This is a genomic window from Lichenicoccus roseus (assembly GCF_005844085.1).
Taxonomy (GTDB): domain Bacteria; phylum Pseudomonadota; class Alphaproteobacteria; order Acetobacterales; family Acetobacteraceae; genus Lichenicoccus; species Lichenicoccus roseus.
The window spans coordinates 248,804-274,161 of the sequence record NZ_VCDI01000004.1 but is presented as its reverse complement, the minus strand read 5'-3'; the positions used below and the strand labels follow the sequence as shown (position 1 = coordinate 274,161).

18 protein-coding genes are annotated in these 25,358 nt (G+C 68.6%); 11 read left to right on the top strand and 7 right to left on the bottom strand.

Features of this window, described 5'->3' with window-relative positions; all coding sequences use genetic code 11:
- Nucleotides 1–22: 22 nt before the first annotated feature.
- A complete protein-coding gene (locus FE263_RS13600; RefSeq protein ID WP_138326556.1) occupies nucleotides 23–919 on the top strand; it encodes a transporter in 897 nt (298 codons plus the stop codon).
- An 81-nt stretch (nucleotides 920–1,000) separates the two neighbouring features.
- Nucleotides 1,001–2,929, top strand: a complete 1,929-nt coding sequence (locus FE263_RS13595; protein WP_138326555.1) for an ABC transporter ATP-binding protein — start codon at nucleotides 1,001–1,003, stop codon at nucleotides 2,927–2,929.
- A gap of 40 nt (nucleotides 2,930–2,969) precedes the next feature.
- Here the strand turns inward: FE263_RS13595 and FE263_RS13590 are convergent, their stop codons facing one another.
- Nucleotides 2,970–5,336 (bottom strand): TonB-dependent receptor, encoded by a 2,367-nt coding sequence (locus FE263_RS13590; RefSeq protein WP_138326554.1) that lies wholly within the window; start codon nucleotides 5,334–5,336, stop codon nucleotides 2,970–2,972.
- A gap of 139 nt (nucleotides 5,337–5,475) precedes the next feature.
- On the opposite strand from FE263_RS13590, the gene FE263_RS13585 reads away from it, so the two are divergent.
- The gene (locus FE263_RS13585) at nucleotides 5,476–6,798 is read left to right on the top strand and encodes a HAMP domain-containing sensor histidine kinase (RefSeq protein WP_138326553.1); all 1,323 of its coding nucleotides are present in this window, start codon (nucleotides 5,476–5,478) and stop codon (nucleotides 6,796–6,798) included.
- Complete coding sequence (locus FE263_RS13580) at nucleotides 6,795–7,400, top strand: response regulator (protein WP_171034105.1); 606 nt, start codon at nucleotides 6,795–6,797, stop codon at nucleotides 7,398–7,400. The genes FE263_RS13585 and FE263_RS13580 overlap by 4 nt, the downstream gene beginning before the upstream one ends.
- Nucleotides 7,401–7,462: 62 nt before the next feature.
- Here FE263_RS13580 and FE263_RS13575 read toward each other — a convergent pair whose 3' ends face one another.
- The gene (locus FE263_RS13575) at nucleotides 7,463–9,067 is read right to left on the bottom strand and encodes a cation acetate symporter (RefSeq protein WP_138326551.1); all 1,605 of its coding nucleotides are present in this window, start codon (nucleotides 9,065–9,067) and stop codon (nucleotides 7,463–7,465) included.
- Nucleotides 9,064–9,441, bottom strand: a complete 378-nt coding sequence (locus FE263_RS13570) for a DUF485 domain-containing protein (protein ID WP_205880377.1) — start codon at nucleotides 9,439–9,441, stop codon at nucleotides 9,064–9,066. Before FE263_RS13570 ends, FE263_RS13575 begins: the two co-directional genes overlap by 4 nt.
- Nucleotides 9,442–9,663: 222 nt before the next feature.
- Here FE263_RS13570 and FE263_RS13565 point away from each other — a divergent pair, with 222 nt between their 5' ends.
- The gene (locus FE263_RS13565) at nucleotides 9,664–10,014 is read left to right on the top strand and encodes a hypothetical protein (RefSeq protein ID WP_138326550.1); all 351 of its coding nucleotides are present in this window, start codon (nucleotides 9,664–9,666) and stop codon (nucleotides 10,012–10,014) included.
- A 27-nt stretch (nucleotides 10,015–10,041) separates the two neighbouring features.
- On the opposite strand, the gene FE263_RS13560 is transcribed toward FE263_RS13565, so the two are convergent.
- From FE263_RS13560 to FE263_RS13550, 3 genes are all read right to left on the bottom strand, one after another.
- The gene (locus FE263_RS13560; RefSeq protein ID WP_138326549.1) at nucleotides 10,042–10,446 is read right to left on the bottom strand and encodes a response regulator; all 405 of its coding nucleotides are present in this window, start codon (nucleotides 10,444–10,446) and stop codon (nucleotides 10,042–10,044) included.
- A 316-nt stretch (nucleotides 10,447–10,762) separates the two neighbouring features.
- Entirely contained in the window at nucleotides 10,763–13,027 is a 2,265-nt protein-coding gene (locus tag FE263_RS13555) for a putative bifunctional diguanylate cyclase/phosphodiesterase (protein WP_171034104.1), read from the bottom strand.
- Between the two features lie 111 nt (nucleotides 13,028–13,138).
- Nucleotides 13,139–15,436, bottom strand: coding sequence for an amylo-alpha-1,6-glucosidase (locus FE263_RS13550; protein WP_240759545.1), 2,298 nt, complete (start codon nucleotides 15,434–15,436; stop codon nucleotides 13,139–13,141).
- Between the two features lie 98 nt (nucleotides 15,437–15,534).
- Here FE263_RS13550 and ligD point away from each other — a divergent pair, with 98 nt between their 5' ends.
- Both ligD and ku read left to right on the top strand, forming a co-directional pair.
- Nucleotides 15,535–18,075 carry a DNA ligase D gene (ligD, locus tag FE263_RS13545; protein ID WP_171034103.1) on the top strand — a complete coding sequence of 847 codons (2,541 nt, stop codon included), beginning with the start codon at nucleotides 15,535–15,537 and terminating at the stop codon, nucleotides 18,073–18,075.
- Between the two features lie 11 nt (nucleotides 18,076–18,086).
- Nucleotides 18,087–18,983, top strand: a complete 897-nt coding sequence (gene ku / locus FE263_RS13540; RefSeq protein WP_138326545.1) for a non-homologous end joining protein Ku — start codon at nucleotides 18,087–18,089, stop codon at nucleotides 18,981–18,983.
- Nucleotides 18,984–19,082: 99 nt separating this feature from the next.
- Here the strand turns inward: ku and FE263_RS13535 are convergent, their stop codons facing one another.
- A complete protein-coding gene (locus FE263_RS13535; RefSeq protein WP_171034102.1) occupies nucleotides 19,083–20,390 on the bottom strand; it encodes a uracil-xanthine permease family protein in 1,308 nt (435 codons plus the stop codon).
- 29 nt (nucleotides 20,391–20,419) lie between these two features.
- Here FE263_RS13535 and FE263_RS13530 point away from each other — a divergent pair, with 29 nt between their 5' ends.
- From FE263_RS13530 to FE263_RS13515, 4 genes are all read left to right on the top strand, one after another.
- Nucleotides 20,420–21,793 (top strand): amidohydrolase family protein, encoded by a 1,374-nt coding sequence (locus FE263_RS13530; protein WP_240759542.1) that lies wholly within the window; start codon nucleotides 20,420–20,422, stop codon nucleotides 21,791–21,793.
- On the top strand, nucleotides 21,790–22,779 hold the full coding sequence (locus tag FE263_RS13525) for a DUF2891 domain-containing protein (protein ID WP_138326543.1): 990 nt from the start codon (nucleotides 21,790–21,792) through the stop codon (nucleotides 22,777–22,779). Before FE263_RS13530 ends, FE263_RS13525 begins: the two co-directional genes overlap by 4 nt.
- A 74-nt stretch (nucleotides 22,780–22,853) precedes the next feature.
- The gene (gene ahcY, locus FE263_RS13520) at nucleotides 22,854–24,170 is read left to right on the top strand and encodes an adenosylhomocysteinase (RefSeq protein WP_138326542.1); all 1,317 of its coding nucleotides are present in this window, start codon (nucleotides 22,854–22,856) and stop codon (nucleotides 24,168–24,170) included.
- A 64-nt stretch (nucleotides 24,171–24,234) separates the two neighbouring features.
- Nucleotides 24,235–25,353, top strand: a complete 1,119-nt coding sequence (locus tag FE263_RS13515; RefSeq protein WP_138326541.1) for an OmpA family protein — start codon at nucleotides 24,235–24,237, stop codon at nucleotides 25,351–25,353.
- The last annotated feature ends 5 nt before the right edge of the window (nucleotides 25,354–25,358 follow it).

Here is a 25,358-nt window from a genome sequence, read left to right as displayed (position 1 = left end):
TAAAACCTGGGGGAAACGCAAAATGATTCGAATGATCGAGCGGATAGCCGCGTCTGCGATCGTTGCGGCGGTTTCGAGCCTCGCCTGTACTTCACCCGTGCGCGCGATCGATGTGGAAGCAAACGACTATGTCGATGCGCCGGACGGCACCAACGTCGTGCTGGGGTACTATTCGTTCTCGCACGCCAATGCATACAACAGCACCACCGCCGGAACGTACACCAGGCAGACGCATCTGGACGAGAACCTCGGCATATTCAGGTATGTATACTACAACTCCGTGTTCGGCGTTCATTATGTGGCGCAATTCCTGATCCCGGTCGCCAGCCTGAACAACGTCGATATCGGAGGGGCGCACCTGAACAACACCTTTGGCGCCGCCGATCCGATCCTGAGCGTAGGCGTGTGGGGTATTTCGAATGTTGCCGCCAAGCAGTACCTGACGCTGTTCAGCTACACGTCGCTGCCGATCGGCAGCTACAGTTCGAGCCGCGCCCTCTCGATCGGCACCAACAGCTGGGCCGAGGACATCCAGGCCAACTATACCCAACGCCTCTACAAGGGTCTCGGGATCGACATCGACCTCGACTACATCTATACTGGCGACAACACCGACGCCAATGTCCTGGGCCAGACCCTGAAGCAGAAGAGCAGCTACCAGGTCGAGACGTGGCTCAACTACGACATCACACCGACCTCGTTTTTCGCTGTCGGGTGGCTCGGCGAGTTCGGCGGCACGCAGACCATCAACGGTATTCCGAATGGCAGCAAGACCGAATACCAGCAGATCCGTGGCGAGTATGCCTTCCGGCCGACACCGACGATCCAGCTGCTCGCCAAGGTCTATCACGACATCAACGTCGTCGGCGGCTTCAAGGACGATATCGGCTTCACGCTGCGCTTCGTGAAGGCATTCTAGGCTCGCCGAGGGCCTGCGGACCGGCGGACAGCCCGGCGGGGGCGTGTTGACGTGCGGGCGGGGGCGGTGCATCGCCTCCCCATGCTCGGTTTCTTCGAACGCCTGCTGTCTCCCACAGCCCTGCCGCCGGACCGGCCGCCGCCGCCGGTGGACAGCGCCCGCGCGCTGTCGCGCTTCTATTGGCACTTCGTCCGGCAGGCGCCCGGGCTGGTCGCGTCCCTGTTCGTGGCCGGGCTGGTGGTGGCCCTGCTCGACACCCTGATCCCGGTTTTCATCGGTCGCGTGGTCAGCCTGGTGTCATCGCTGAGGCCGGACCGCCTGTTCGCCGTCGCCGGCCACCAGCTACTCGGCATGGCTGCGGTGCTGCTGCTGTTGCGTCCGGCGGCGCTGCTGGCGCAGTACCTGGTCACCAACCAGGCGATCGCGCCCGGAATGTCGAACCTGATCCGCTGGCAGAACCACTGGCACGTGGTTCGGCAGAGCTGGACCTTCTTCCAGAACGACTTCGCCGGCCGGATTGCCAACCGGGTGATGCAGACCGGGCCCGCCCTGCGCGAGAGCGTGGTCGCCGGCACCAACGCGGTCTGGTACATCATGGTGTATGGCGGCAGCGCCATCGTGCTGCTGGCGCGGGCCGACTGGCGGCTGGCGATCCCGATCGTGCTGTGGTTCGTGGCATACGGCACCCTGCTGCGGGTATTCGTGCCCCGCATGCGCGAGCGCTCGCGGCACATGTCCGAGGTGCGCTCGAACCTGACCGGCCGCATCGTCGACAGCTACACCAACATCCTCACCGTCAAGCTGTTCGCCCGCTCCACCGACGAGGATGCCTTCGTGCGCGAGGCCATCGACCAGCATACCGGCGCGTTCCATCGCCAGCTGCGGCTGATCACGCTGTGGAGCGTGACGCTGGCCTTGATGAACGCCACCATGGTGGTCGGCACCGGGCTGCTGGCGATGCTGGCCTGGCGGGCTGGCCGGGTGCCCGTCGGCACGGTCGCCACCGCGCTGCCGCTGGCGTGGCAGATCTCCAACATGGCCGGCTGGGTAGCGCAGAACATCACCGGCATCTTCGAGAATGTCGGCGTGGTGCAGGACGGCATGCGCTCGATCGCGGTGCCCCGGCAGATGCCGGACCGCGACCAGGCGGTGCCGCTGCAGCTGTCCCGCGGCGCCATCCGCTTCGAGCATGTCGGCTTCGACTACGGCCGTGTTGGACCGGATGCCGAGGAACCGGCGCCCGATCGCCTGAGGGCCGGTGGCGGCCGGCGCGGCGGCGTGTTGCGCGACCTGGATCTTTCGATCGGCGCCGGCGAGCGGGTCGGATTGGTCGGGCGCTCGGGGGCCGGCAAGTCCACCCTGGTCAACCTGCTGCTCAAGTTCCACGACCCCGCCTCCGGCCGCATCCTGATCGACGGCCAGGACATCGCCGGCGTCACCCAGGAGAGCCTGCGCGCGCAGATCGGCATGGTGACGCAAGACACCTCGCTGCTGCACCGCTCGATCCGCGACAACCTGCGCTATGGCCGTCCGCAGGCCAGCGAGGCCGAGATCATCGATGCCGCGCGGCAGGCGCACGCGCTGGAGTTCATCGAGCAACTGGAGGATTGGCAGGGCCGCCGCGGTTTCGAGGCGCATGTCGGCGAGCGCGGCGTCAAGCTGTCCGGCGGCCAGCGCCAGCGCATCGCGATCGCCCGCGTGGTGCTGAAGAACGCGCCGATCCTGGTGCTGGACGAGGCGACATCGGCGCTGGACTCGGAGGTCGAGGCGGCGATCCAGGAACAGCTCGATACGCTGATGCAGGGGCGCACGGTGATCGCGATCGCGCACCGGCTGTCTACCATCGCGCGCATGGACCGCCTTGCGGTGATCGATGCCGGCCGCATCGTGGAGCACGGCACCCACGCGGCGCTGCTGGAACGCGGCGGCGCCTACGCGGCGCTTTGGCAGCGACAGTCCGGAGGCTTCCTGGATGAGGCGGCGATCCAGCTGGGCGAGCGGACCGGATGATGCTGCCAGGGCGCTTCGGCCGGGGTAGCCGGAACGGTCATCAGAAACTCACCCGCACTCCGCCGAAGCCGCCGATCGGGGCTGCCGGCGAGTAGCTGCGCGGATTGGACGCATTCGGCGCCTGCGACAGATAGACCGCGGCTGTCGGCGAGAAGGTGCCGTAGGTGTAGTAGCGTTCGTTGCCGATATTCTGGATCTGGCCGAACAGCTGGACCCGCTGGGTGAGCTGGTAGCGGGTGTAGAGGTTCGCGGTAATGAATCCCGGCAGGCGCGGAGTGAGGTTCGCCTCGTCGCCGACAAGATATTGTCCACTCTGGTACAGCGCGCTGCCGCCGATCAGCCACGCATCGGTCAGCTGCAGGCTGCCGCCGAACTTGATCTGGTTCGGCGCCACCCCGGGTAGCCGGTCGCCTCGCATGATGGTGACGTTGCCGTCGGCGTCGGCGGCGGGATTGCTGCCGGCGCTTTCCACGTAGCCGGTCAGGTAGGTCGCGTCGGTGTAGCTGTAATCGACATAGACGCGCCAGCGCCGTCCCCGCACCGCGAGGCTCGCATCCACTCCCTGCCGCCTCGTGCCACCGATATTCTGGAAGAAGGCACGTCCCAGCGTCAAGCTGTTGACGAAGCCGATGTCGTCGTCGAGATCGGTGCGGTACAGGCTTATGTCGTAGGTGGCGCGGATGCCGGAAGCGGCGCCTAACGTGCCGCGTAATCCGGCTTCGACGGTGTGAGCCACCACCTGCTTGAGGTCGGGATCGCCGGTGAAGAAATTGGCGAGGCTGCAGCTATCCGCCGGGCTGGCGCAGGACAGCTCCGCCGGCGTCGGGGCCCGGTTCGCCTCCGAGTAGCCGGCATAGGCGGTCAGCCAGGATCGCACCTTCCAGGTGGCGCCGATTGCGGGGTTGAACCGGCTGTAGCTGTGCTGGCCGGTGAGATCGCCGCCCTGCTGGTCGGCGAGGTCGATCTCCGCGTTGTTGAAACGGCCGGATGCGGTGATGGCGATTGCCGGGGTCAGGTCAAGCGTATCGGCGAGGAAGGCACCGGCATAGGCGTCGCCGACCGCGACCCGCACCGGGACGTTGCTGCCTGGCTCGTCGATCAGGATGCCGGGACCGGCGAATGCGCGGGTGTCCGCCGTGAGGCCGCCGATATAGGCGGCCGCGCTGAACATGGTCTGCGCGCCATCGAAGCTGCCGCCTGCCACGAAATGGTTGTGCAGGCCGAACAGGGTGGCGGTGTTGGTGATCTGTGCCGACACGCCGTAGCCGTTGGTGTTCGTGGTCTGCTCGTCGAGTTCGGAATACGGCCCGCCTTGCAGGAAGTCGGTGATGGTGGCGCCGTCGCGCGTGGTGGACGGTGTGCCGGGATCGCTGCACAGCAGGCCGGAACCGTCGTCGCAGGGCACGTCGTTCGGGGCGTTGCCGTTGACCACGCGCTGCTGCAGATACTGGTAGTAGGCGACCGCCTGCAGCGAGGTGTCGTCGGTGATCGCATAGCTGCCGTTGAGGTTGGCGGCGATATAGTTGTTGGAATTGGCGTTCGGGGCGGTGAACTGGGCGGCCGGATCGGCGGCCAGCAGCTCCACCGGCGAGGTGCCGGGACCGTTCAGCACGGAGTTCGCCAGCGTGAGGTTGGCATGCAGCTCGATGGCGTCGCGCCGCCAGCCCACATCGCCATAGAAATTGCGGACGTCGGAACTCTGCAGGTCGCGCCAGCCATCCTGGTGCAGCACGTTGCCGGCGACATAGATCGCGGTGTCGCCGCTCACTGCGCCATATTGCGCCTCGCCCTGTGCCTGGCCGAACGAGCCACCGGACGCGTCGGCCTCGCCGCCCGCGTAGGTGAAGCCGTTCTTCATCCGGACGTTTAGCGAACCGCCGAGCGCGTTCAGTCCGAATACCGGGTTGGAGCCTTCGACGTCGATCCGGTCGATGGCCACCTGCGGGATCACGTCCCAGTTGATGGTGTCGCCGAACGGCTGGTTGAAGCGCGCGCCGTTCAGATAGACCGCAAGCCCCTGCTCGGTGCCCTGCAGCGGAGACGCCTGGAAGCCGTGATATTGCAGGGTTGGCTGCAACGGGTTGCCGGATGCGGCATCCAGGCTGACCCCGGGCAGCTGCTCGTTGAGTGCGGCCAGCAGATCCGGAGTGCCGTCGCGCGCAAGGTCGGCGCGGTCCAGCACGCTTGTCTCGGCCGGCACGCTGTCGCGAGCGATGCCGGATCCGGGCAGCGGCGAGGTGCCGATGACGATGACCTGCTCCGGCGCGGGCGGCGCGCCCTGGGCTAGTGCACCTCTCGCCAGCAGTCCGCTGACCGCCAGGAACCCGCCGATAGTCAGGAGGGTGGCCGTCAGGAACCTGTGGGTCGCGGTCACGATCGGGGCGGGCAGTGCAGGGGCTGCACGCATGGCTAGGCTGGTCCGCTAAATCCATTCCATTCGGCCCGCCTTTCCGGCGCCGCGCCATGGGCGCATCTCCCGGAGAGGGCGGGAATTCTTCCCGACGTGCCGCTTGACAGTCCTCGGCGTCTGGTATCGTTGCCCTCGCATGTCATTGCGCCGTCGACTGATCCTGGCCGTGGCGGCGGCCCTGTTCGCAAGCTTCGCGGTCGGGACCTGGATCACCGCCCTGCAATCGGCGCACATGGTGCGCTCCGAGCTGTCCGCGGCGCTGCGTACCGGCGCCGGCAGCGTCGCCGCCGCCCTGCAGGATATCGGCAGGCCGCCCGGCAGGGAGGCGCTGCGTCGCCTGGTCGGCGGCTTCGACGGCAGCCGTCATCTGCGGGCCGAGCTGGTCGTCGGCGGCACGGTGGTGCAGGGCTCGCAGCCGGCGCACGGCAAGCTGTTGCCCCCTGCCTGGTTCACGGTGCTGGTCGCGCCCTCGCTGCGGCCGGTCGAGCTTGTGGTGCCAGGGGGGACGCTGCGGCTGGTGCCGCTGGCATCGAACGAGATCGCCGAGCGCTGGAGCGAGGCGAGGCGGCTGATCGGCCTGCTGCTGCTCTCGTCGCTGCTGTCGGCATCGTTCTGCGTCGCCACCACGGCAATGAGCCTGCGCCGCCTGCGCCCGCTGGGCGACGCCTTGCGGCGGATCGAGCAGGGGCTCCCCAGCCACACGCTGGCCGAGCTGGGGCCGCCGGAGATCGCCCAACTCACCGCGTCGTTCAACCGCATGCAGGCCGCCCTGGCGCGCGCCTCTGCCGACAACCGCCGCCTGTCGGTCCAGCTCGAGCGCCTGGCCGACGAGGAGCGCGCCGAACTCGCGCGCGACCTGCACGACGAGGTCGGCCCGCTGCTGTTCGCCCTGACCGCCTGGGCAACGGCGGCCGAGATGCAGCAGCGGGACGGCGATCACCCGGCGGCGGGAGGATCGCTGCGCTGCATGCGTGAAGCGGCCGAGGGGCTGCAGGCGGCGGTGCGCGGGATGCTGCACCGGCTACGCGACAGTGCTCCCGCCCCGGTGGAGCTCGCCGGATCGGTGGCCGGCCTGCTCGATTTCTGGCGCGGCGTCCGGCCGCAGACGGTGTTCACCGCCGAGATCGAGCCGGAGCTGGACACCCTCGGGGAGCCGGTACGCGCGGCTTTGTTCAGGGTCGCGCAGGAGGGCCTGTCGAACGCGGTCCGGCATGGCAGACCGTCGCATGTCGTCGTCGCCGCCGCCGTGCATGGCCCGGTCGCGTCGCTCAGCGTCGAGGATGACGGGCAGGCGGCCGCGATCCAGGGCACCGGGCTCGGCCTGATCGGACTGGAAGAGCGGCTGCGCGCCCTGGGTGGCACACTGGAGGTCCGGCGCGAGGGCGGCTGGCGCCTCGCCGCCGTGGTTCCCGCCCAGGGCCTGGCCGCGGCGCCATGCCAGGGAGCCGCGGCGCCGTGAAGATCCTGATCGTGGATGACCATGCGGTGCTGCGGGCCGGGCTGCGCCAGGTGCTGCAGGTCGGGCTCGGGGCGGAGCTGCGCGAGGCCGACGGCGCGGAGATGGCGCTGGCGGTGGCGGAGGCATTCCGCCCGCGTCTCGCGGTGCTCGATATCGGCCTGCCCGGGCGCAGCGGCCTAACCGTGATTGCCGAGTTGCGCGCCCTGGGTGTGCAGGTGGTGGTGTTGAGTGCCTATACCGAGCCGCTCTATGCGCAGCGCGCGCTGCAGGCCGGTGCCCTGGGCTACGTGACCAAGAACGCTGCACCGCAGCAGCTGCTCGACGCGTTGCGCGCGGCGTCGGAGGGGCGGCGCTTCATCGAGCCTTCGGTGGCGCAGGATCTGGCGCTGCGTCAGGTCTCGGCCGGTGGCGCGCTGGATCGCTTGACCAGCCGCGAGATGGAGATCCTGCGTCTGCTGGCCGAGGGCAGCAGCCTGACCGAGATCGCGAGCGCCCTGTCCGTGAGCTACAAGACGGTCGCCAACACCGCCAGCCTGATGCGCGCCAAGCTTGGCATCACCCGCATGGCCGACCTGATCCGGCTGGCCATCGGAATGAGCTGAAAGGCGCAGGGATTTCGCAGGGACCCGGGCCCCTTCCGCTACCTGGGCGCGCGGGTGACGTGTCAGTGCGCCTCGGCCCCGGCGGCACCGATGCCGGTCTGGCTGCGCACATACTGCTCGTCGAATGCCGCCGCCTCGTTGGTATCGCGTGCGCTGCCGAGCCGCGAGCCGAGCCAGCAGCACAGGAAGGCGAGCGGCATCGAGAACAAGGCCGGGCTGTCGTAGGGGAAGATCGCGTGCGGGTGCCCCAGCACCTTCACCCAGATGCCGGGGCTGAGCACGGTGAGCACCACCGCGGTGACCAGCCCGGCCCAGCCGCCGAGCAGGGCGCCGCGCGTGGTCAGTCCGCGCCAGTACATCGAGAGCAGCACCAGCGGGAAATTCGCACTTGCCGCCACCGCGAAGGCGAGGCCGACCATGTAGGCGACGTTCTGTTTCTCGAACAGGATGCCGAGCAGGATGGCGACGATGCCGAGTGCGACGGTTGCGTAGCGCGACACCCGCAACTCGCCGGCCTCGTTGCTGCGGCCGCGCGCGAGCACCCGCGCATAGAGGTCGTGGCTGACCGCGGCGGCGCCGGCCAGGGTGAGGCCGGACACCACGGCGAGGATGGTGGCGAACGCGACCGCGGAGATGAAGCCGAGCAGCCAGTCGCCGCCGACCGCCTGGGCGAGGAACACCGCGGCCATGTTGTTGCCGCCGCGCAGCAGGTGCGCCGGCGTCACGTACGCGGGGTCGGTCGAGACCAGCACGATGGCGCCGAAGCCGATGATGAAGGTCAGCACATAGAAATATCCGATCAGGCCGGTCGCCCACAGCACCGACTTGCGGGCCTCGCGCGCATCGCGCACGGTGAAGAACCGCATCAGGATATGCGGCAGGCCGCCGGTGCCGAACATCAAGGCCACACCGAGCGAGATCGCCGAGATCGGATCCTTGGCGAGCGCGCCCGGGCGCAGGATGCCGAGGTGCTTCGGATGCACCGAAACCGCGCGCGCGAACAGGGCCGGCAGGCTGAAGCCGAACCGGTTCAGCACCAGGAACGCCATCAGGGTGGCGCCGCCCAGCAGCAGCAGCGCCTTGATGATCTGCACCCAGGTGGTGGCGAGCATGCCACCCAGCGTGACGTAGAGGATCATCAGCACGCCGACGATGATCTCGGCATAGGCGTACGGCAGGCCGAACAGCAGCTGGATGAGCTGGCCTGCGCCAACCATCTGCGCGATCAGGTAGAAAGCGATCACCACCAGCGAACTGATCGACGTCAGGCAGCGGACCGGAGTTTCGGCGAGCCTGTACGAAACGACGTCGGACAGGGTGTAGCGGCCGAGATTGCGTAGCCGCTCGGCGATCAGGAACATGATGATCGGCCAGCCGACCAGGAAGCCGATCGAATAAAGCAGCCCGTCGAAGCCGTTGGCATAGACCAGCGCCGAGATGCCGAGGAAGGAGGCCGCCGACATGAAGTCGCCGGCGATGGCGACGCCATTCTGCGCGCCACTGATGCCGCCGCCGGCCGCGTAGAAATCGCTGGCCGACCGGGTGCGCCTTGAGGCCCAGGCGGTGATCGCCAGGGTTAGCAGGACAAAGCCGCCGAACAGCACGATCGCCGTCCAGTTGGCGCCCTGCGCTACCGCCAGGTGCGGCGCTGCGACCGCGCTCGTCATGCCAGGCGCTCCCCGTAGGGCGCGAGCCCGGGGGCAGGCGAAAGATCGGGCGGCGCGACACCTGCGCCCGGAGCGCAGCGCTTCACGATGTCGCGCTGCATGCGGTCGAAGCGGGCATTGGCGACGGACACGTAGATCGCGGTGAGCGCCACCGCTGCGACTATGACCAGCAGGCCGAGCGGGAAGCCGAGGGTGATCACCCCCCAGACCGGGGTCGCCAGCACCGCGGGCGCCAGGGCGACCAGGAATACGAAGCCGAAATACAGCACGACCATCAGGCCGGCCAGCGTCCAGCCGATCCTGGATCGGGCCCGCGCCAGGGCGATGAAGTCGGGATCGCGTCGCAGCGCCGCGACCGCGGACGGGTCCATCATGAAGTCTCTCCCCCGGCGACTTTTATGCTGACGCCTTTGCCGTGAGAGTGACAGGCGACGCGGCCGAATGCAAAGCACCCGGAAAAGGGTGGGCGGCGGGGTGAGCCTGTGAGGACAGACCGGCTTTGCCGTTATCCTGTCAGCAAGAACGCGAAATTATCTGGCAAAGGGTAGGGGCGGCCGCTAGGTTCATCGCCAAGCCGCAAACGGGTCGTCCAAGTCATGAGCTGTAGTTACCAGCTGGTCCTCGAGCCCGCCGAGGACGAGGAGCGCCACAGCCATGTTTTCCAGGCGGAAGTCGGCCGGGTCGTGCAGGAGCTCGAGGCGCAGGGGCTGCGCATATCGCGCGGACGACGCACCGGCGATGAGCGGCAGGTCGGCCTGTTCTTCGTCGAACAGCTGGACGCGCGTTCCGAGATGGTGTTCGGAGCGACCACGGCTGCGGTGTTGAGCCGATACGTGTCCGGGCATGCAAGGCGGCAAGTACGGCTGCGGATCGGCGAGGAGGAGTTCGTCGCCTACTCCGTCAGCGGGATAGCAGAGCTCGCTCGGATACCACACGAAGAAGATTAGTTAAGAACAGAGCCTCGGTCTCGTGGATCAGGCACGCGCGATCGCCGCGGCCCGGTTGTCCAGGTGCGCGGGAGTCATCACGCTGTTCAGCAGTGTCAGCAATTGCACGCTGCTATACGGCTTGCTGACGAAACAGGTGCCCTCGTCGAGGTCCTCGGCCCTGGGCCGTGCATGACCGGACGTCACGACGATCGGACAATCCGGCCGGATGCGCCGGATATATTTCGCCAGCGTGAAGCCGTCGGGTTCCCCTGGCATCCTGACATCGGTGAAGACGCATCCGATCTCCGGCCGGCCCTGGACCGAGATCATCGCCGCGTTGCCATCCGCCGCCTCGAGAACGTCGAACTCGTTCTCGCGCAGGATCTCGGCCACCAGCATGCGGATCAACTCGTCATCTTCTACGAGCAGGATAACGGGCTTCGCAGTCATGGCTCTACCTGTAGTCTCAGCAGCAGAGTCATAGTCGCAGCAGCCGAGGTTCAGGCCAATTGACGTTTGCTTGATCCAAGTAGCTGGGTCGACAGCCTGCTCGATGTCTGTATTCAGTGACCGGTCTTAAATCTGTTCGACTGCTGATACTGTCTGCAGGCGGATCAAATTATCAACAATCGATTTCTTTTGTCGCAGTCTGGACAGGCGGGATTCCGCCTTCTTGATTTGGGCTGCTCGTCATGTCCGGGCAGGTCGGAGAATGGTGTTTGCCTGTGACCGCGAGGGCACACCGAACGCCGGATCGCGGCAGGCGTCAGCAGCTGATCACCTGCAGCGCGCGCCGCCGGGTGTCGGCTGCGACCAGTGCTGAAAGCTGGTCCACCGGCATCGGGCGGCCATGCAGCCAGCCCTGGAATTCATTGATGCCGAGGGCTTCCAGCTTGCGCTGCTGAGTCTCGGTCTCGATCCCCTCCGCCATCACCGCGATGCCGAGCCCGGCGCCAAGATCGCGGAAGGCGCGCATGATCGCCGGGATCGCCGCCTTGCTCCCGAGCTGCGTGGTGAAGGAGCGATCGATCTTGATGCGGCTGATTGGCGTGTCGGCGATGTAGCTCAGGCTGGAATAGCCGTTGCCGAAATCATCCAGCGCCAGCGAGATGCCCTGGTGCCGCAACCCGAGCAGGTTGGCCTTGGTCTGGGTGTCGCGCGTCATCAGGACGCTCTCGGTGATCTCCATTTCAAGACGGTCGGCGGCAAATCCGGTGTCGGCCAGGATCCCGCGCACCGCCTCGACGAAGCCGGGTGCGCGCAGTTGCAGCGGCGAAACGTTGACCGCGACGCGGAGCCCATCGAGCAGGATGGTGTCGCGTATGGCACGGCGGATCGCCCAGAGGCCGAGGTCCTCGATCAGGCCGCCTTGTTCGGCGATCGGGATGAACTGGTCCGGGCCGACCACACCGTAGGTCGGGTGGGTCCAGCGTGCCAGGGCCTCGACGCCGATCAGCCGGCCGCTGCCGCTGCGCTGTGGCTGGTAGGCAAGCTCGAGCCCGCCGGCCGGCAGCGCGCTGCGCAGATCGAATTCCAGCGCGCGGCGCCGCCGCAACTCCTCGCCCATGGCGGGGCGGTAGACGCAGAACCGGCCGCGGCCGTTCTTCTTGGCGTGGTAGAGGGCGAGGTCGGCTTCGTAGAGCGCGGTGTCCACCGGCGCCTCCAATGGCGGCGAGGTGGCGCCGTCCGACGGGCCGGACAGCAGCGTGGCACCGATGGAGACAGCAAGGCGCACCCACCCGGACGGCAGGCTGAGCGTTCCCGATATGCTGTTGACCAGCGCCTGCGCCTGCAAGCGCAGGCCGTCGAGGCGCATGTCCGGCACCAGCACGGCGAACTCGTCGCCACCGATGCGCGCCATCAGGCTGGCGGGCGGACAGGTCGCGCGCAGCCGGCGCGCCACCTCGACCAGGACATGGTCACCGGCCCGGTGGCCGTAGCCGTCATTCACCAGCTTGAAGTCGTCGAGGTCGAGATACAGCACGCCGATCGAGCCGCTGGGGCCGAGGCGGGCGATCCAGTCCTGCAGCGCGGCATTGAACCCGGCGCGATTGCCGAGCCCGGTGAGGCTGTCATGCAAGGCAGCGTATCGCGCGCGGGCCTCGCTCTGGGCCAGCGCCGTTCGCCCGGCTTCGAGTTCTTCCTTGGCGCGCCGGTCGGCATCGATGTCCATCAGCGTGCCGGACATCACCAGCGGCTCGCCGTCGGCGCTGCGCAGGATGACGCGACCCCAATCCCGCACCCAGCGATAGGCGCCGTCGGCGCAGCGGATGCGATACTCGCTGCGATAGTTCGCGCATCGGCCGAGCTGGCTGTCCTGCATTGCCTGCTCGGTGGCGGCGCGGTCATTCGGATGGATCAGCGACAGCCAACCCGCCCCGGTCTCGTCGACCTCGCCGGGCGCGTAGCCGAACAGTCTGCTCCAGCGCGGATTGCGCGTGATCCTTCCGGTCCGGCAGTCCTGCCGCCAGGAGGCCAGCTGCGCCCCGTCCAGCACGCCGTCGAGCAGATCCCGGGCTTCCGCCAGGGCGACCTCGGCCCGCTTGCGCCGCGTCAGGTCGGTCAGCACGGCGAAGACCCGGCGGTGCGCGCGGCCCTGCTCCGGGGGCATCGGGCTGGCGTGCAGCAGCAGCCAGACCCAGTGCCCTTCGCAGTGCCGCAGGCGCAGCTCCGCCTCGTGATGCGCCAGTCGGCCTGCAACAAGCTCCTGGATCGCGTCTTCGAGCGACGTAAGATCGTCGGAGTGCAGCAGCGTGCGCCAGTCGGGCAGCGGCGAGGCCACGTGGTAGCCGAGCAAGCCGGTGAGACGCTCGTCGCAGGTCATGGCCTCCGTCTCCGGATCCCACCAGAAACGGCCCACCCCGGTCGCATCGAGCGCAACCTCGAGCATGTGCTGCACCTGCGGCAGCGAGCCGGCGCTCATGTCACGACCGACGCGATCGCGCCCCGCCTGATCTGCCACGGCATCGGCTGGTCGCTCGTCCGGGGCGCCAGGCTCGCTGGACGCCAGAACGTCCGGATCTCCTCGCACTCGGATCGCCTCGCTCTCGAGCCTTAAAGCGGCAAGCTATATTGTTCCGCCTCCGAATGCATAATGATGACGGAAACGTGATCGCACGGATGCAGCCCCTCGCCGCGATGCTCAGCTTGTGATTTGCACCTTGATCGCGCCCTCGCGCTCCAGGACGTTGATCGCCACCTCGCCGCCGAGGCGGGAGACGTGGACGCTGACCCGGCCGCCGCCAACCGACAGGTTGTAGAGGGTGAGCTGGTCCAGGAAGGGCGGCAGCCGCGGGGTGTCGAAGTGCACCGTCACCGTCGCGGGGTCGAAGCGAAGCCCGAGGCAGGCCTGTGCCAGCGAGGGCAGGGTGGCCGCCGCCCATGCCTGCGGCGAGCAGGCGACCGGATAGCGGACCGGACCCTCGCCGCGCTGGCGGGCGAAGCCGCAGAACAGTTCCGGCAGCCGGCGCAGGTCGGCATACAGCGCCGCGTCGAACAGCGCGCCGAACAGCCGGGCAGCTTCGTCCTTGTAGCCGTAGCGGGCCAGGCCGAGGGCGATCAGCGCGTTGTCGTGCGGCCAGACCGAGCCGTTGTGGTAGGCCATCGGGTTGAAGCGGGCCTCGCCGACCGGGATGGTGCGTATGCCCCACCCGGAAAAGAAGGTCCGGCTCATCAGTCCGGAGACGATCCGTGCGGCACGCTCCGGTGGCACGATGCCGCTGAGCAGCGTATGGCCGGCATTCGAGGAGCGCACCCGGCAGGGCTGCTTGCGGCCGTCGAGGGCGATTGCGTAGGTGCCGAGGTCCTCGAGCCAGAACTTGACGTTGAAGGCCACCCGCAGGGCGGCGGCCTCGGTCTCAAGTCGCAGGGCAAGCGCGGTGTGGCCGAGCCGCCGGCCGATCGCAGCCGCGCTCAGCTTGGCCTCGTAGACATACGCCTGCACCTCGCAAAGCGCGATCGGGCCTTCCGCGAGCGTGCCGTCGGCGTGGAAGACGGAGTCGAAGCTGTCCTTCCAGCCCTGGTTGGCGAGGCCGTTCTCGTTGCGCCGGCCATATTCGACGAAGCCGTCGCCGTCCCGGTCGCCGTACTGGTCGATCCAGTCGATCGCCCGCTCGATGTTCGGCCACAGCACGGCGATGGTGGCGACGTCACCGGTCCGTTCGAGATATTGACCTGCCAGCATGACGAACAGCGGGGTGGAATCGACGCTGCCGTAGTAGTGGCGGAACGGCACCTCGCCGAGTTCCGCCATCTCGCCGCGCCTGGTCTCGTGCAGGATCTTGCCGGGCTCGGCGTCGGCCACGTGGTCGACCACCTTCGCCTGGTTCTCGGCAAGGAACGCCAGCACCCCGCTGGCAATCGCCGGATCGAGCCAGAGCATCTGCATCGCGGTGATCAACGCGTCGCGTCCGAACGCGGTGCTGTACCAGGGCACCCCGGCATAGGGATACGGGCCGGTCGGCTTGTCGGTCACCAGCATGTAGATGTCGGAGATGCAGCGCCGGATCGCTTCGTTGAAGATCTCGTTCGAGGTGGCGATGGCGGCGGCGCGCGCCGAGGAGATGCGCAGCGCCCGGCGCGCCTCGACCATGGAGAACAGGAACTGCTCGGCCGGACGTGCGGCGTGGACGGAGTGCGGTACCGCCGGGTCGCGGGCTTCGTCGAGATCGGGGTCGCACTCGATCACCACATGCACCAGCCTGCGCTCGCCGGGCTTGAGCGACAGGTCGAAGCGCGCGCTGGTCGCGGTCAGCCGGTCCGGACGCGGCTCGAAGCGCAGGCGGGTGCGCCGGACCCGGTCGTCCAGGCCGGTGTAGCACAGCAGCACGCTGTCCTCGTCGACGCGGGCCGGCGACAGCGTGCCGTGCTTTGCCCGCGGCGTGCCGCGGGCCTCGAACAGGTCGGCGAAGTCAGCGAAGAATTCGATCTCGATGTTGGCGTCGCGCGTCTCGACATCGAAATTGCGCAGCAGCAGCCGCTCGTGGCAGGCGCGGTTCCACAGGAACCGGGTGCGGCGCACGTGGATGAGGTCGTGCGACAGCGTCTCGCACTCGGTGCATCCCGCCCTGGGTGCAAGCTGCAGTTCCGGATTGGTCAGGTCGCAGGACAGGGTCGCGTTGTTCTCGCGCAGCGTCGACGACAGCAGGATCGGCCGCGCGCCGCACAGGCTGAGCGACAGCGCCGAGAGGTGGCGGGTGTCGAGATAGTAGAGACCATCCGCGATGCCGGGGCCGAACAGGATGTTGCCGCTATGGTCGAACACGCCGAACAGGTCGCCGTGCTTCAGCGTGTGCTGGCCGCGCTCGGAGATCTGGGCCGTGGCGCCCACCACGTAGGCATTCGGCACCGACTGGATCGCGGCAGCCGAAGGGTCCGCCGGAGCAGGCCCGGTACCCGAGACGGGGCTGGGCGTCGCGCTGGCGTCTGGATGGTTGTCCAATGGGCGGCTCCTCTTCTCGCGCATCGCGGCAAGATCTGGCTGCAGGGTTAGACGAAGCGGCGGCAACCGGCCAGTGTGGAGGACGTTGCCATGCCGTTATGGCTCGATCCCCCGCATCATCCGGCGCCAAGGCGCCACAGTCGTACGACGACAAGCGCGATTTCTCGCGGACGCCGGAGCCGCGTGGCGGGGCCTCCGGGACGTCGGGGACGGATCCGATCTTCGTGGTGCAGAAGCACGACGCCAGCCGGCTGCACTGGGACTTCCGGCTCGAGCATGACGGCGTGCTGTGGAGCTGGGCGGTGCCGAAGGGGCCGTCGCAGGACCCGAAGGACAAGCGGCTGGCAATGCACGTCGAGGACCATCCGGTCGAATACGCCAGCTTCGAGGGCACCATCCCGGAAGGCAACTATGGCGCCGGCACCGTCGAGCTGTGGGACCACGGGCACTGGCGGCCGCTCGCCGACGACCCGGCGGCCGCCCTGCAGAAAGGCGAGCTGAAGTTCGTGCTCGACGGCAGCCGGCTGCATGGTGGTTTCGTGCTGGTGCGCCTCAAGCCGCGGCTGTCGAGGACCGGGGTGCCGGAGAAGGCCGAGAGCTGGCTGCTGATCAAGGAGAAGGACGACGCGGTGGAGCCAGGCGCCGATGCCGCCGCGTTGGAGAGCCGGGTTCCGCGTGGGCAGAGCAAGGCCAGGCCATCACCGGACGCCAAGCCCGCGAGGGCGAAGGCCGGGAAGGCCGCCAGGCGGTCGGGCGGCGATCCGCTGCCGGAGACGCAGGCGCCGCAGCTCGCCACCCTGGTCACCGAGGCTCCCTCCGGCGAGGGCTGGGTCAGCGAGATCAAGTTCGACGGCTATCGCATGCTGTGCCGCCACGATGGCGACGCGGTGCGGCTGTTCACCCGCAACGGGCTGGACTGGACTGATCGCATACCGGCGCTGGCAAAGGCGGTGGCGGCGCTGCCGGCAGCCCGCCTGCTGCTCGACGGCGAACTGGTGGCGCTCGATCGTGACGGGCGTACGTCGTTCGGGGCGCTGCAGGACGCGCTGTCGAACGGGCGCACCGGCAAGCTGGTCTACTACGCCTTCGACCTGCTGCACCGGGACGGACGCGATCTCCGCGGGCTGCCTTTGCGCGATCGCAAGCAGGCGCTGGACGAGCTGCTGGGATCGCAGCAGGAGGGCATGATCCGGCTCAGCGAGCACCTGGCGTCCGATGCCGCGCAGGTGCGGACCGAGGCCTGCAAGGTCGGACTGGAGGGCATCGTCTGCAAACGTCTCGACTCGCCGTACCAGGCCGGCCGCTCGCGCGACTGGCTGAAGCTCAAGTGCGAGAATCGCGAGGAGGCGGTGATCGTGGGCTCGACGCCGCCGAAGGGCAGCCGGGCGCATCTCGGCTCGCTGCTGCTGGCGCGGCACGATCCGGACGGCAGGCTGCGCTTCGCCGGCGGCGTCGGCACCGGCTTCTCTGCGGCGACCCTGCGCATGCTGGACGAAAAGCTGCGGCCTTTGGTGTCGAAGTCGGCGCCGAAGGATCTGCAGAACCGCGAGGCGGCGCCGCGCGATGCGCGCTGGCTGAGGCCGGTGCTGGTAGCGGAGTTGCGTTTTGCCGGCGTCACCGATGACGGCATGTTCCGCCATGCGAGCTTCCTCGGACTGCGCGAGGACAAGCCGGCCCAGGAAGTGGTCGCCGAAGTGGCCGCTAAATTGGTTCCTGGGAAGCCTCCGGCGAGCCGCATCGTCACCGCGACGAAGCCCGGCAGCCGCGACGTGCGCGAGGTGGCGGGGCAGCGTCTCACCCATCCGGACCGCCTGCTCTGGCCGAACCAGGGCAGCGATCCCGGCGTGAGCAAGGCGGATCTCGCCGCCTACTGGCAGGCGGTCGCCGAGCGGGCACTGCCGGAGATCGCCGACCGGCCGCTGGCCCTGGTGCGCTGCCCGGACGGGATCGAGGGCGAGCATTTCTTCCAGAAGCACAAGACCCGCGGCATGCCGGACGCATTGCGCGAAGGCTCCGAAGACGGGGCGCCCTTTCTTGCGCTGTCCGACATGGCCGGGCTGGTGGCGGCGACGCAGATCGGCGCGATCGAGCTGCATGGCTGGGGCAGTCCCGGCTCCGATCCGGCGCATGCCGACCGGCTGGTGTTCGACCTCGACCCAGCCGAGGATCTGCCATTCGAGCGCTCCGTGGAAGCGGCGCTCGAGGTACGGCGCCGGCTCAAGGTGGCGGGCCTCGAATGCTATCCGCGCACCAGCGGTGGCAAGGGGCTGCATGTGGTGGCGCCAATCACGACCCAGATGGACTGGGACGCGGTGCGCGCCTGGTGCAGAAGCTTTGCGGAGAGCATGGAGCGGGATGCGCCGGAGCTGTTCGTGTCGAGCACCCGCAAGACCCGCCGCACCGGGCGCATCCTGATCGACTGGCTGCGCAACGGGCTCGGCTCGACGGCGGTCGCTTCCTACTCGCCGCGTGCGCGGCCCGGCGCCCCTGTGGCGACCCCGCTGTCGTGGCGGGAGGTCACGCCGAAGCTCGACATCAAGGCGTTCAGCATACGCACGGTTCCGGCGCGCCTGCGCAAGGCGGACCCATGGCTCGATTTCGACCGCGACCGGCGTGAACTGAAACCCACGAAGAAATAAGGAGACCTGCGATGGCTGAACGTCCGATCTGGCGCGGACTGCTGCGCCTCGCGCTGGTTTCCTGCCCGGTGGCGCTCTACAGCGTCCGCCAGCCGAGCGAGACGCTGCATTTCCACTTCATCAATCCGGAGACCAACAACCGCGTGCGTACTGTCACGCTCGACGCCGAGACCGACAAGGAACTGTCGCGCCGCGATCTCAAGCGCGGCTACGAGTTCGAGAAGGATCGCTATGTCGTGCTGGACGACGAGGATTTCGAAAGCGCCAAGATCGAGAGCTCCGGGGTTCTGAAGATCGAGAAGTTCGTCGAAGGAGACAGCATCGACCCGATCTATTATGATGCCAGCTACTACGTCGTGCCGGACGGCAATGCGCGCGACCGCCAGGATGACGTCTATGTCGTGCTGCGCGAGGCGATCGGCCGCACCGGACGGGTGGCGCTTTCGCGCGTCGTGATCGCGCGGCGCGAGCGTGCGGTGGCGATCATGCCGATGCAGAATGGACTGGTGCTGCACACGCTGCACGACATGCGCGAGATCGCCGATCCGGAGGATCTGTTCGCCGACCTGCCGAAGACGGTTGCGGACAAGGAGATGGTCGGCCTCGCCAGCCAGTTGATCGATCGCCAGACCACGCGCTTCGAACCCTCCGACATGGAGGACCGCTACGAGAGCCGGCTGCGCGCGGTGATCGAGGCGAAGCTGAAGGGCGTTGCGCCGGAACCCGAGCCGGAAGAGGAGGAGCGCGGCAACGTCGTCGACCTGATGGCGGCGCTGCGGCAGAGCCTGGGCGAGAGTTCGGCAAAGACGACGGGGGCCGCGAGCAAGGTGAAGTCCACGGCTGCGAAGTCGAAAGCGAAGCCGAAGGCGTCACCGGCGTCGGGCAAGGCGACCAAGCGGCGCGCCTGAAGCGCCATTTCAAACGATCTCCTGGTCACTGCTGCCAACTGTTCAGCATGCGGAGGATCCAAACCACATCGTCCGCCACGGCATGGATCAGAATGTTCTTCAGCCGCGGCGGCCCGGCAGCAGCAGGTTCAATACGATCGCCGATGCCGCCCCCACTGCGGTGGCCGACCCCAGCAGGCAGCGCGCCAGCCGAGGCAATCCAGCCAGGAACTCCGGCGGCAGCAGCGCCGTGCCGAGGCCGAGCAGGATCGGCAGGCCGGCCACCATCATGTCGCGCTCGTCCAGGCGCAACGCCGCAAGAATGCGGATCCCGTTCATGACGATCACCACGCACAGCACGCCGAACACGCCGCCGATCACCGGCGCGGGTACTGCCGCGATGACGGCGGCCAGCTTGCCGCACAGCCTGAAGCAGAACAGCGCGACGCCGGCAGCGGCGAACACGCGCCGGTCGGCAATCCCGGTCAGCGCCACGATGCCCGCGTTGGACGCGTAGCCGGTCACCGGCAGGCTGCACAGCAGCGCCGACACCAGGCAGCCGAGACCCTCGCCGGCGGCGCCGCGATCGTACTGCCCGGGGCGCAACGTCTCGCCGGTCACGGCGCCAACCGCGAGCCAGGTGCCGGTGGTCTCGGCGAGCACCACCGCATAGACCGCGAGCATGGTCAGGATGGCATCCGGTGACAGACGCAGCTTCACGTCGATACCTGCGAGCAGCGGGCGCTGCAGCCACGGCGCGGATGCGATGGCGCTGCCGTCGAAGCGTCCGGCAAAGGCTGCAACCACGCTGCCGCCGGCCAGCGCCAGCAGCACCGAGCCGGCCCGCAGCCAGCGTCCGCGCGCCCCGAGCGCGATCCCGCCCAGCCCGGCACCGACCGCGAACGCACCCGACGCCAGCGCCAGCAGGATGTTCCCGCCAAGCGCCGCCCGGTCACCGCCCAGCACGTCGGCCTGCAGCGCGACCGGCATCAGGGTGATGCCGACCACCACGATGATCGCGCCACCGGCCAGCGGCGGCACCAGCCGCGCCACGATCCGGTGGAACAGCCGCAGCGGCCAGGCGAGCAGGACCATCAGCACCGCTCCGGGGATCAGCGCGCCGAACACCCCGCCGAGAGCCGCGATCCCGCCACCGGCTGCATCGTGAGCGATGGCGACCACCGCGCCGATCGGCACGTAGGACGGTCCCTGCACCACCGGCATGCGCAGGCACAGCTGCGACTGCACCAGGGTGGCGAGGCCGGCGGCCAGGAAGGTCGCGCCGATCAGCGATGCGGTGTCGGCTGCCGGCAGGCCGAGCAGCGTGCCGACCAGGAACGGCACCACGTAGACATCCATCGCCAGCGCATGCTGCACTCCGAGGATGACGGTCTGGACGAGGCCGGGTGGCGCATCCCGGTCTGCCATGGCGCTCGTCATCAAGCAGGAGCCCTCCGTTGCCGGTCGAGAGCGTCACCCTCACCATCAGGGGCGCCGTGATGCACACGCCATGCCTCGGCGGCCTGGAGCGCCACGCGGATGCGGTGCTGGAGGTGTCGGCGGACGGGGCAATCGGAGCCTTGCATCCGGCCGGCGGTGCGGGGCACGCCGCCGCGCTGGAAGCCGTCGGGCGCACCAACAGGTTGCTCACCCTGACCCCGTCGCAGACCCTGGTCCCGGGGTTCGCCGACCTGCACGTGCATGCGCCGCAATGGCCGCAGGCGGGACGAGCGCTCGACCTGCCGCTCGAGCGCTGGCTGCACGAACACACCTTCCCGCTCGAGAGCCACTATGCGAATACCGGCTTCGCCCGCGCCGTCTATGACGACCTCGTCCGTTGCCTGCTCGCGAACGGCACCACCACCGCCGCCTACTTCGCCACCATTCACGAGGCGGCGACGCTGGAGCTGGCGCGCATCTGCCTGGACCTCGGACAGCGCGCCTTCGTGGGCCTGGTGGCGATGGACGATCGCGGGCAATGCCCGGACTTCTACCGCAACGAGGATGCCGGAGAGGCCATCGCGGCGACCCGACGCTTCATCGGCGCCGTGCGCAACCTGCCCGGCAACGCGGCGGCCCTGGTCCGCCCGATCATCACCCCGCGCTTCATCCCGGCCTGCACCGACGCGCTGCTGCACGGACTCGGCCGCCTGGCCGGGGAGACCGGCTGCCTGGTGCAGACGCATTGCTCGGAGAGCGACTGGGAACATGCATACGTCGCAGCGCGCACCGGCCGCTCCGATACCGCCAGCCTGGACGGCTTCGGGTTGCTGCGCCGGCACGCAATCCTCGCGCACGGCAACTTCATCGACGACGACGACATGGCGCTGATCGCAGGAAGCGGCGCCGCGATCGCGCATTGCCCGATCTCGAACGTCTTCTTCGCGGGGGCCGTCTTTCCGCTGCACAAGGCGCTGAGAAGCGGCGTGCCGGTCGGTCTCGGCACCGACCTCGCCGGCGGCTACAGCCCCTCGGTGCTGGACAATGCACGCCAGGCGGTGCTGTCGGCGCGCATGCTGGCCTCGGGCGTCGATCCCGATCGCGGCGCGTCGGCACGCGGCGCGGGCGAAGACGTCCGGTTCGGCTTCCGCGAGGCGTTCTGGCTGGCGACGGCGGGTGGCGGTGCAGCAGTCGGGCTGCCGGTCGGGCGCTTCCTGCCCGGCTACCGCTTCGATGCGGTGCTGCTGGACGCTGATGCCCCCGGATCGAACATCAGGCTCAAGAACGGCGAGAGCGACGATGACCGGCTGCAGGCGTTGTTCGGCGCGACCCGTGCCAACATCGTCGCCGTCTGGGTCGATGGCAGGCTGGTCAGCGGAGGGACGTCATGAGGCTCGATGCGGAGATCGCGACCCGGCTGGCAACGCTGGCGCTCGGGCACGTCACCCGGGAATATCCGAACCACCTCGCGCACCTGCTGCACGGTCCCGAGGACGCGCTCACGCCGCGCGCGCTGCATCCGGTGTTCTATGGCAGTCTCGACTGGCATTCCTGCGTCCACTCCTACTGGATGCTGGCCCATCTGCTGCGGCGCCATCCGGACATCGCGCCGGCCACGCAGATCCGCACGCTGCTCGACACCCAGCTGACCGGGGCCAATATCGCCGGCGAGTGCACCTATTTCGAACGGCCCGGGACCGGCTCGTTCGAGCGCCCCTATGGCTGGGCGTGGCTGCTGCAACTGGCGACCGAGCTGCGTCATCCCGGATGCGAGCGCTGGCAAGCGGCGCTGGCACCCCTCGAGGCCATCATCGTCGCGCGGTTCCAGGCCTTCCTGCCGAAGGCGACCTATCCGATCCGCACCGGCACCCATAACAACACCGCCTTCGCGCTTGCCCTCGCATCCGGCCATGATCAGCTTCGTCCGCTGCTCCTGGACGCCGCCGGGCGCTGGTACGGCAACGACCGCGCCATCCAGGCCTGGGAGCCGGGCGGCGACGACTTCCTGTCGCCGTCGCTCGTCGAGGCGGAGTGCATGCGCCGGCTGCTGCCGCGGGACCGGTTCGCGCCGTGGTTCGACGCCTTCCTGCCTGACCTCGCCCACCGCCAGCCCGCCACGCTGTTCCAGCCGGCGACGGTGACCGACCGCAGCGACGGCAAGATCGCCCATCTCGACGGCCTCAATCTCAGCCGAGCCTGGTGCCTGCGCCGGCTCGCCGGCTCCCTCGCCGAGGCCGATCCACGGCGCACGGCGATGCTCGACGCCGCCCAGGCGCATCTCGACGCCAGCCTGCCGCATGTCGCGGGCGACTACATGGGCGAGCACTGGCTGGCGAGCTTCGCCGTGCTGGCGCTGACCGCCTCGGAGGCCGGCTGAGAGCTCGCGGTTCCATCCGACGCCCGCAGACTGTATAGGCGGGAGCGAAATCGAGCGACGAACACAGGAACCCCATGAACGCCATCAACAGCGCCGCCACCTCGGCCGACTACAAGGTGAAGGACCTCTCCCTGGCCGAATGGGGCCGCAAGGAGATCTCCATCGCCGAAGGCGAGATGCCCGGCCTGATGGCGCTTCGCGACGAGTTCGGCACCAGCAAGCCACTCAAGGGCGCCCGCATTGCCGGCTGCCTGCACATGACGATCCAGACCGCGGTGCTGATCGAGACGCTGATGGCCTTGGGCGCCACGGTGCGCTGGTCGTCGTGCAACATCTTCTCGACCCAGGACCAGGCCGCGGCCGCCATCGCGGCGGCCAACATCCCGGTGTTCGCCTGGAAGGGCCTCACCGAGGACGAGTTCTGGTGGTGCATCGAGCAGACCGTGCGCGGGCCGGACGGCTGGACCCCGAACATGATCCTCGATGACGGCGGCGACCTGACCGTGCTGATGCACGACAAGTACCCCGAGCTGCTGAAGGACGTGAAGGGCATCTCCGAGGAGACCACCACCGGCGTGCACCGGCTGTGGGAGATGGCCAAGAAGGGCACGCTGGCGGTGCCGGCGATCAACGTCAACGACAGCGTGACGAAGTCGAAGTTCGACAACCTGTACGGTTGCCGCGAGAGCCTGGTGGACGCGATCCGTCGCGGCACCGACGTGATGATGGCCGGAAAGGTCGCGGTCGTCGCGGGCTACGGCGATGTCGGCAAGGGCTCGGCGGCGTCGCTCAAGAACGCCGGCTGCCGCGTGCTGGTGACCGAGGTCGATCCGATCTGCGCGCTGCAGGCGGCGATGGAGGGCTACGAGGTGGTGACGATGGAGACCGCCGCCCCGCGTGGCGACATCTTCGTCACCGCCACCGGCAACGTCGACGTCATCCGCATCGAGCACATGCGCGAGATGAAGCACCGCGCCATCGTCTGCAACATCGGCCACTTCGACAGCGAGATCCAGATCGACGCGCTGCGCAACAACAAGTGGGACAACGTCAAGCCGCAGGTCGACGAGGTCGAGTTCCCCGACGGCAAGCGCCTGATCGTGCTGTCGGAAGGCCGGCTGGTGAACCTCGGCAACGCCACCGGGCACCCGTCCTTCGTGATGTCGGCGTCGTTCACCAACCAGACGCTGGCGCAGATCGAGCTGTGGACCGCCCCCGAGGGCAAGTATGAGCGCAAGGTCTACACCCTGCCCAAGCATCTCGACGAGAAGGTCGCGGCGCTGCATCTCGCCAAGGTCGGCGCCGAGCTGACCGTGCTGACCGACAAGCAGGCCGCCTATATCGACGTCGCCGCCGCGGGTCCGTTCAAGCACGAACTCTACCGCTACTGAACTTAGCAGCCCCGCCCTGGCTGCCGATGCTGTAGCGTCGGCAGCCACAGGCCGGATTTTCCCAGTGCTCCAAGTCATCCGACTAAGCCTGGTCGCGCTGTCGCTGGCGTCCTCAACGGCCGCCCGTGCATCCCAGCCCGGCCCCGGGATCCCCGCCGCCGACGCCCCGGGGACCACCGACAGCCGCTACCTGCCACGATACGACGGCGCCCGGCTGATCGCGTCGGACCGGCTGGACGACGAGCAGGCCACGCTGCCGACCGGCCCGTTCCGCGACTTCGGCTTCGCCGGGGTACGCACGATCGATGGCGAGGTGTCGCGCCACGCCTATGTGGTGCCGCGCATGGTTTCCACGATGGAGGTGATGCGGTTCTTCCACGATGCCCTCCAGGGCGCCGGCTTCACCACGTCCTATAGCTGCTCCGGTGCCGGCCCAACTGGCGGCTGCGGCGGCTTCGGGTTCGGCGAACTGCTGACCCAGCCGATGGTGGAGGCGCATGCCGGAGAGGCGGGTGGCCTGATCATCGATTTCCTGCATCCCGTCGGCGACGACATCCGCTACGTGCTTGCGTCCGCCGACCGCCCCGGTGCGCGGGTGACGCTGGCGCTGGCGATCGCCCGCCATGTTGGCCGCGAGCCCGGCATCTTCATCGAGACGGTGCGCGAGCCGACGCCGATCCGGCAGCCGGCGGCGACCGCGCCGCTGATCGCAGCCGCCCTGCGCACACAGGGGCACATCGCCCTCTATGGCCTGCGCTTCATGGCAGACACTGCCGTTCTGGCGTCCGGCTGGCGTCCGGTGCTGGCGCCGGCCGCGGCACTGTTGCAGGCCAACCCGGACATGCGGCTGATGGTCGTGGGCCATACCGGCGACGACAGGCAGACCGTGGCGGACGCCATGCGGCTGTCCGACGCGCGGGCAAACCGCGTCATGCAGGTCCTGGTGGCCAACTGGCGCATCCCGGCCGGCCAGGTGACCGCGATGGGGGTGGGGCCCGCGGCGCCCCTGACAGCGGACGACGATACCGCCGGACAGGCGCTCAACCGGCGCATCGAGCTGGTCGCCCAGCCTCCCGGCCCGGCCCGGCCCGATCCGAAGGGGGCCGACCCGGGACCGCCTCCACCTTCCGTCCAGAAAACGTTGCGTCCGGTGTCGGGTGTCATCAAACCGTCATCGAATTGAAACAC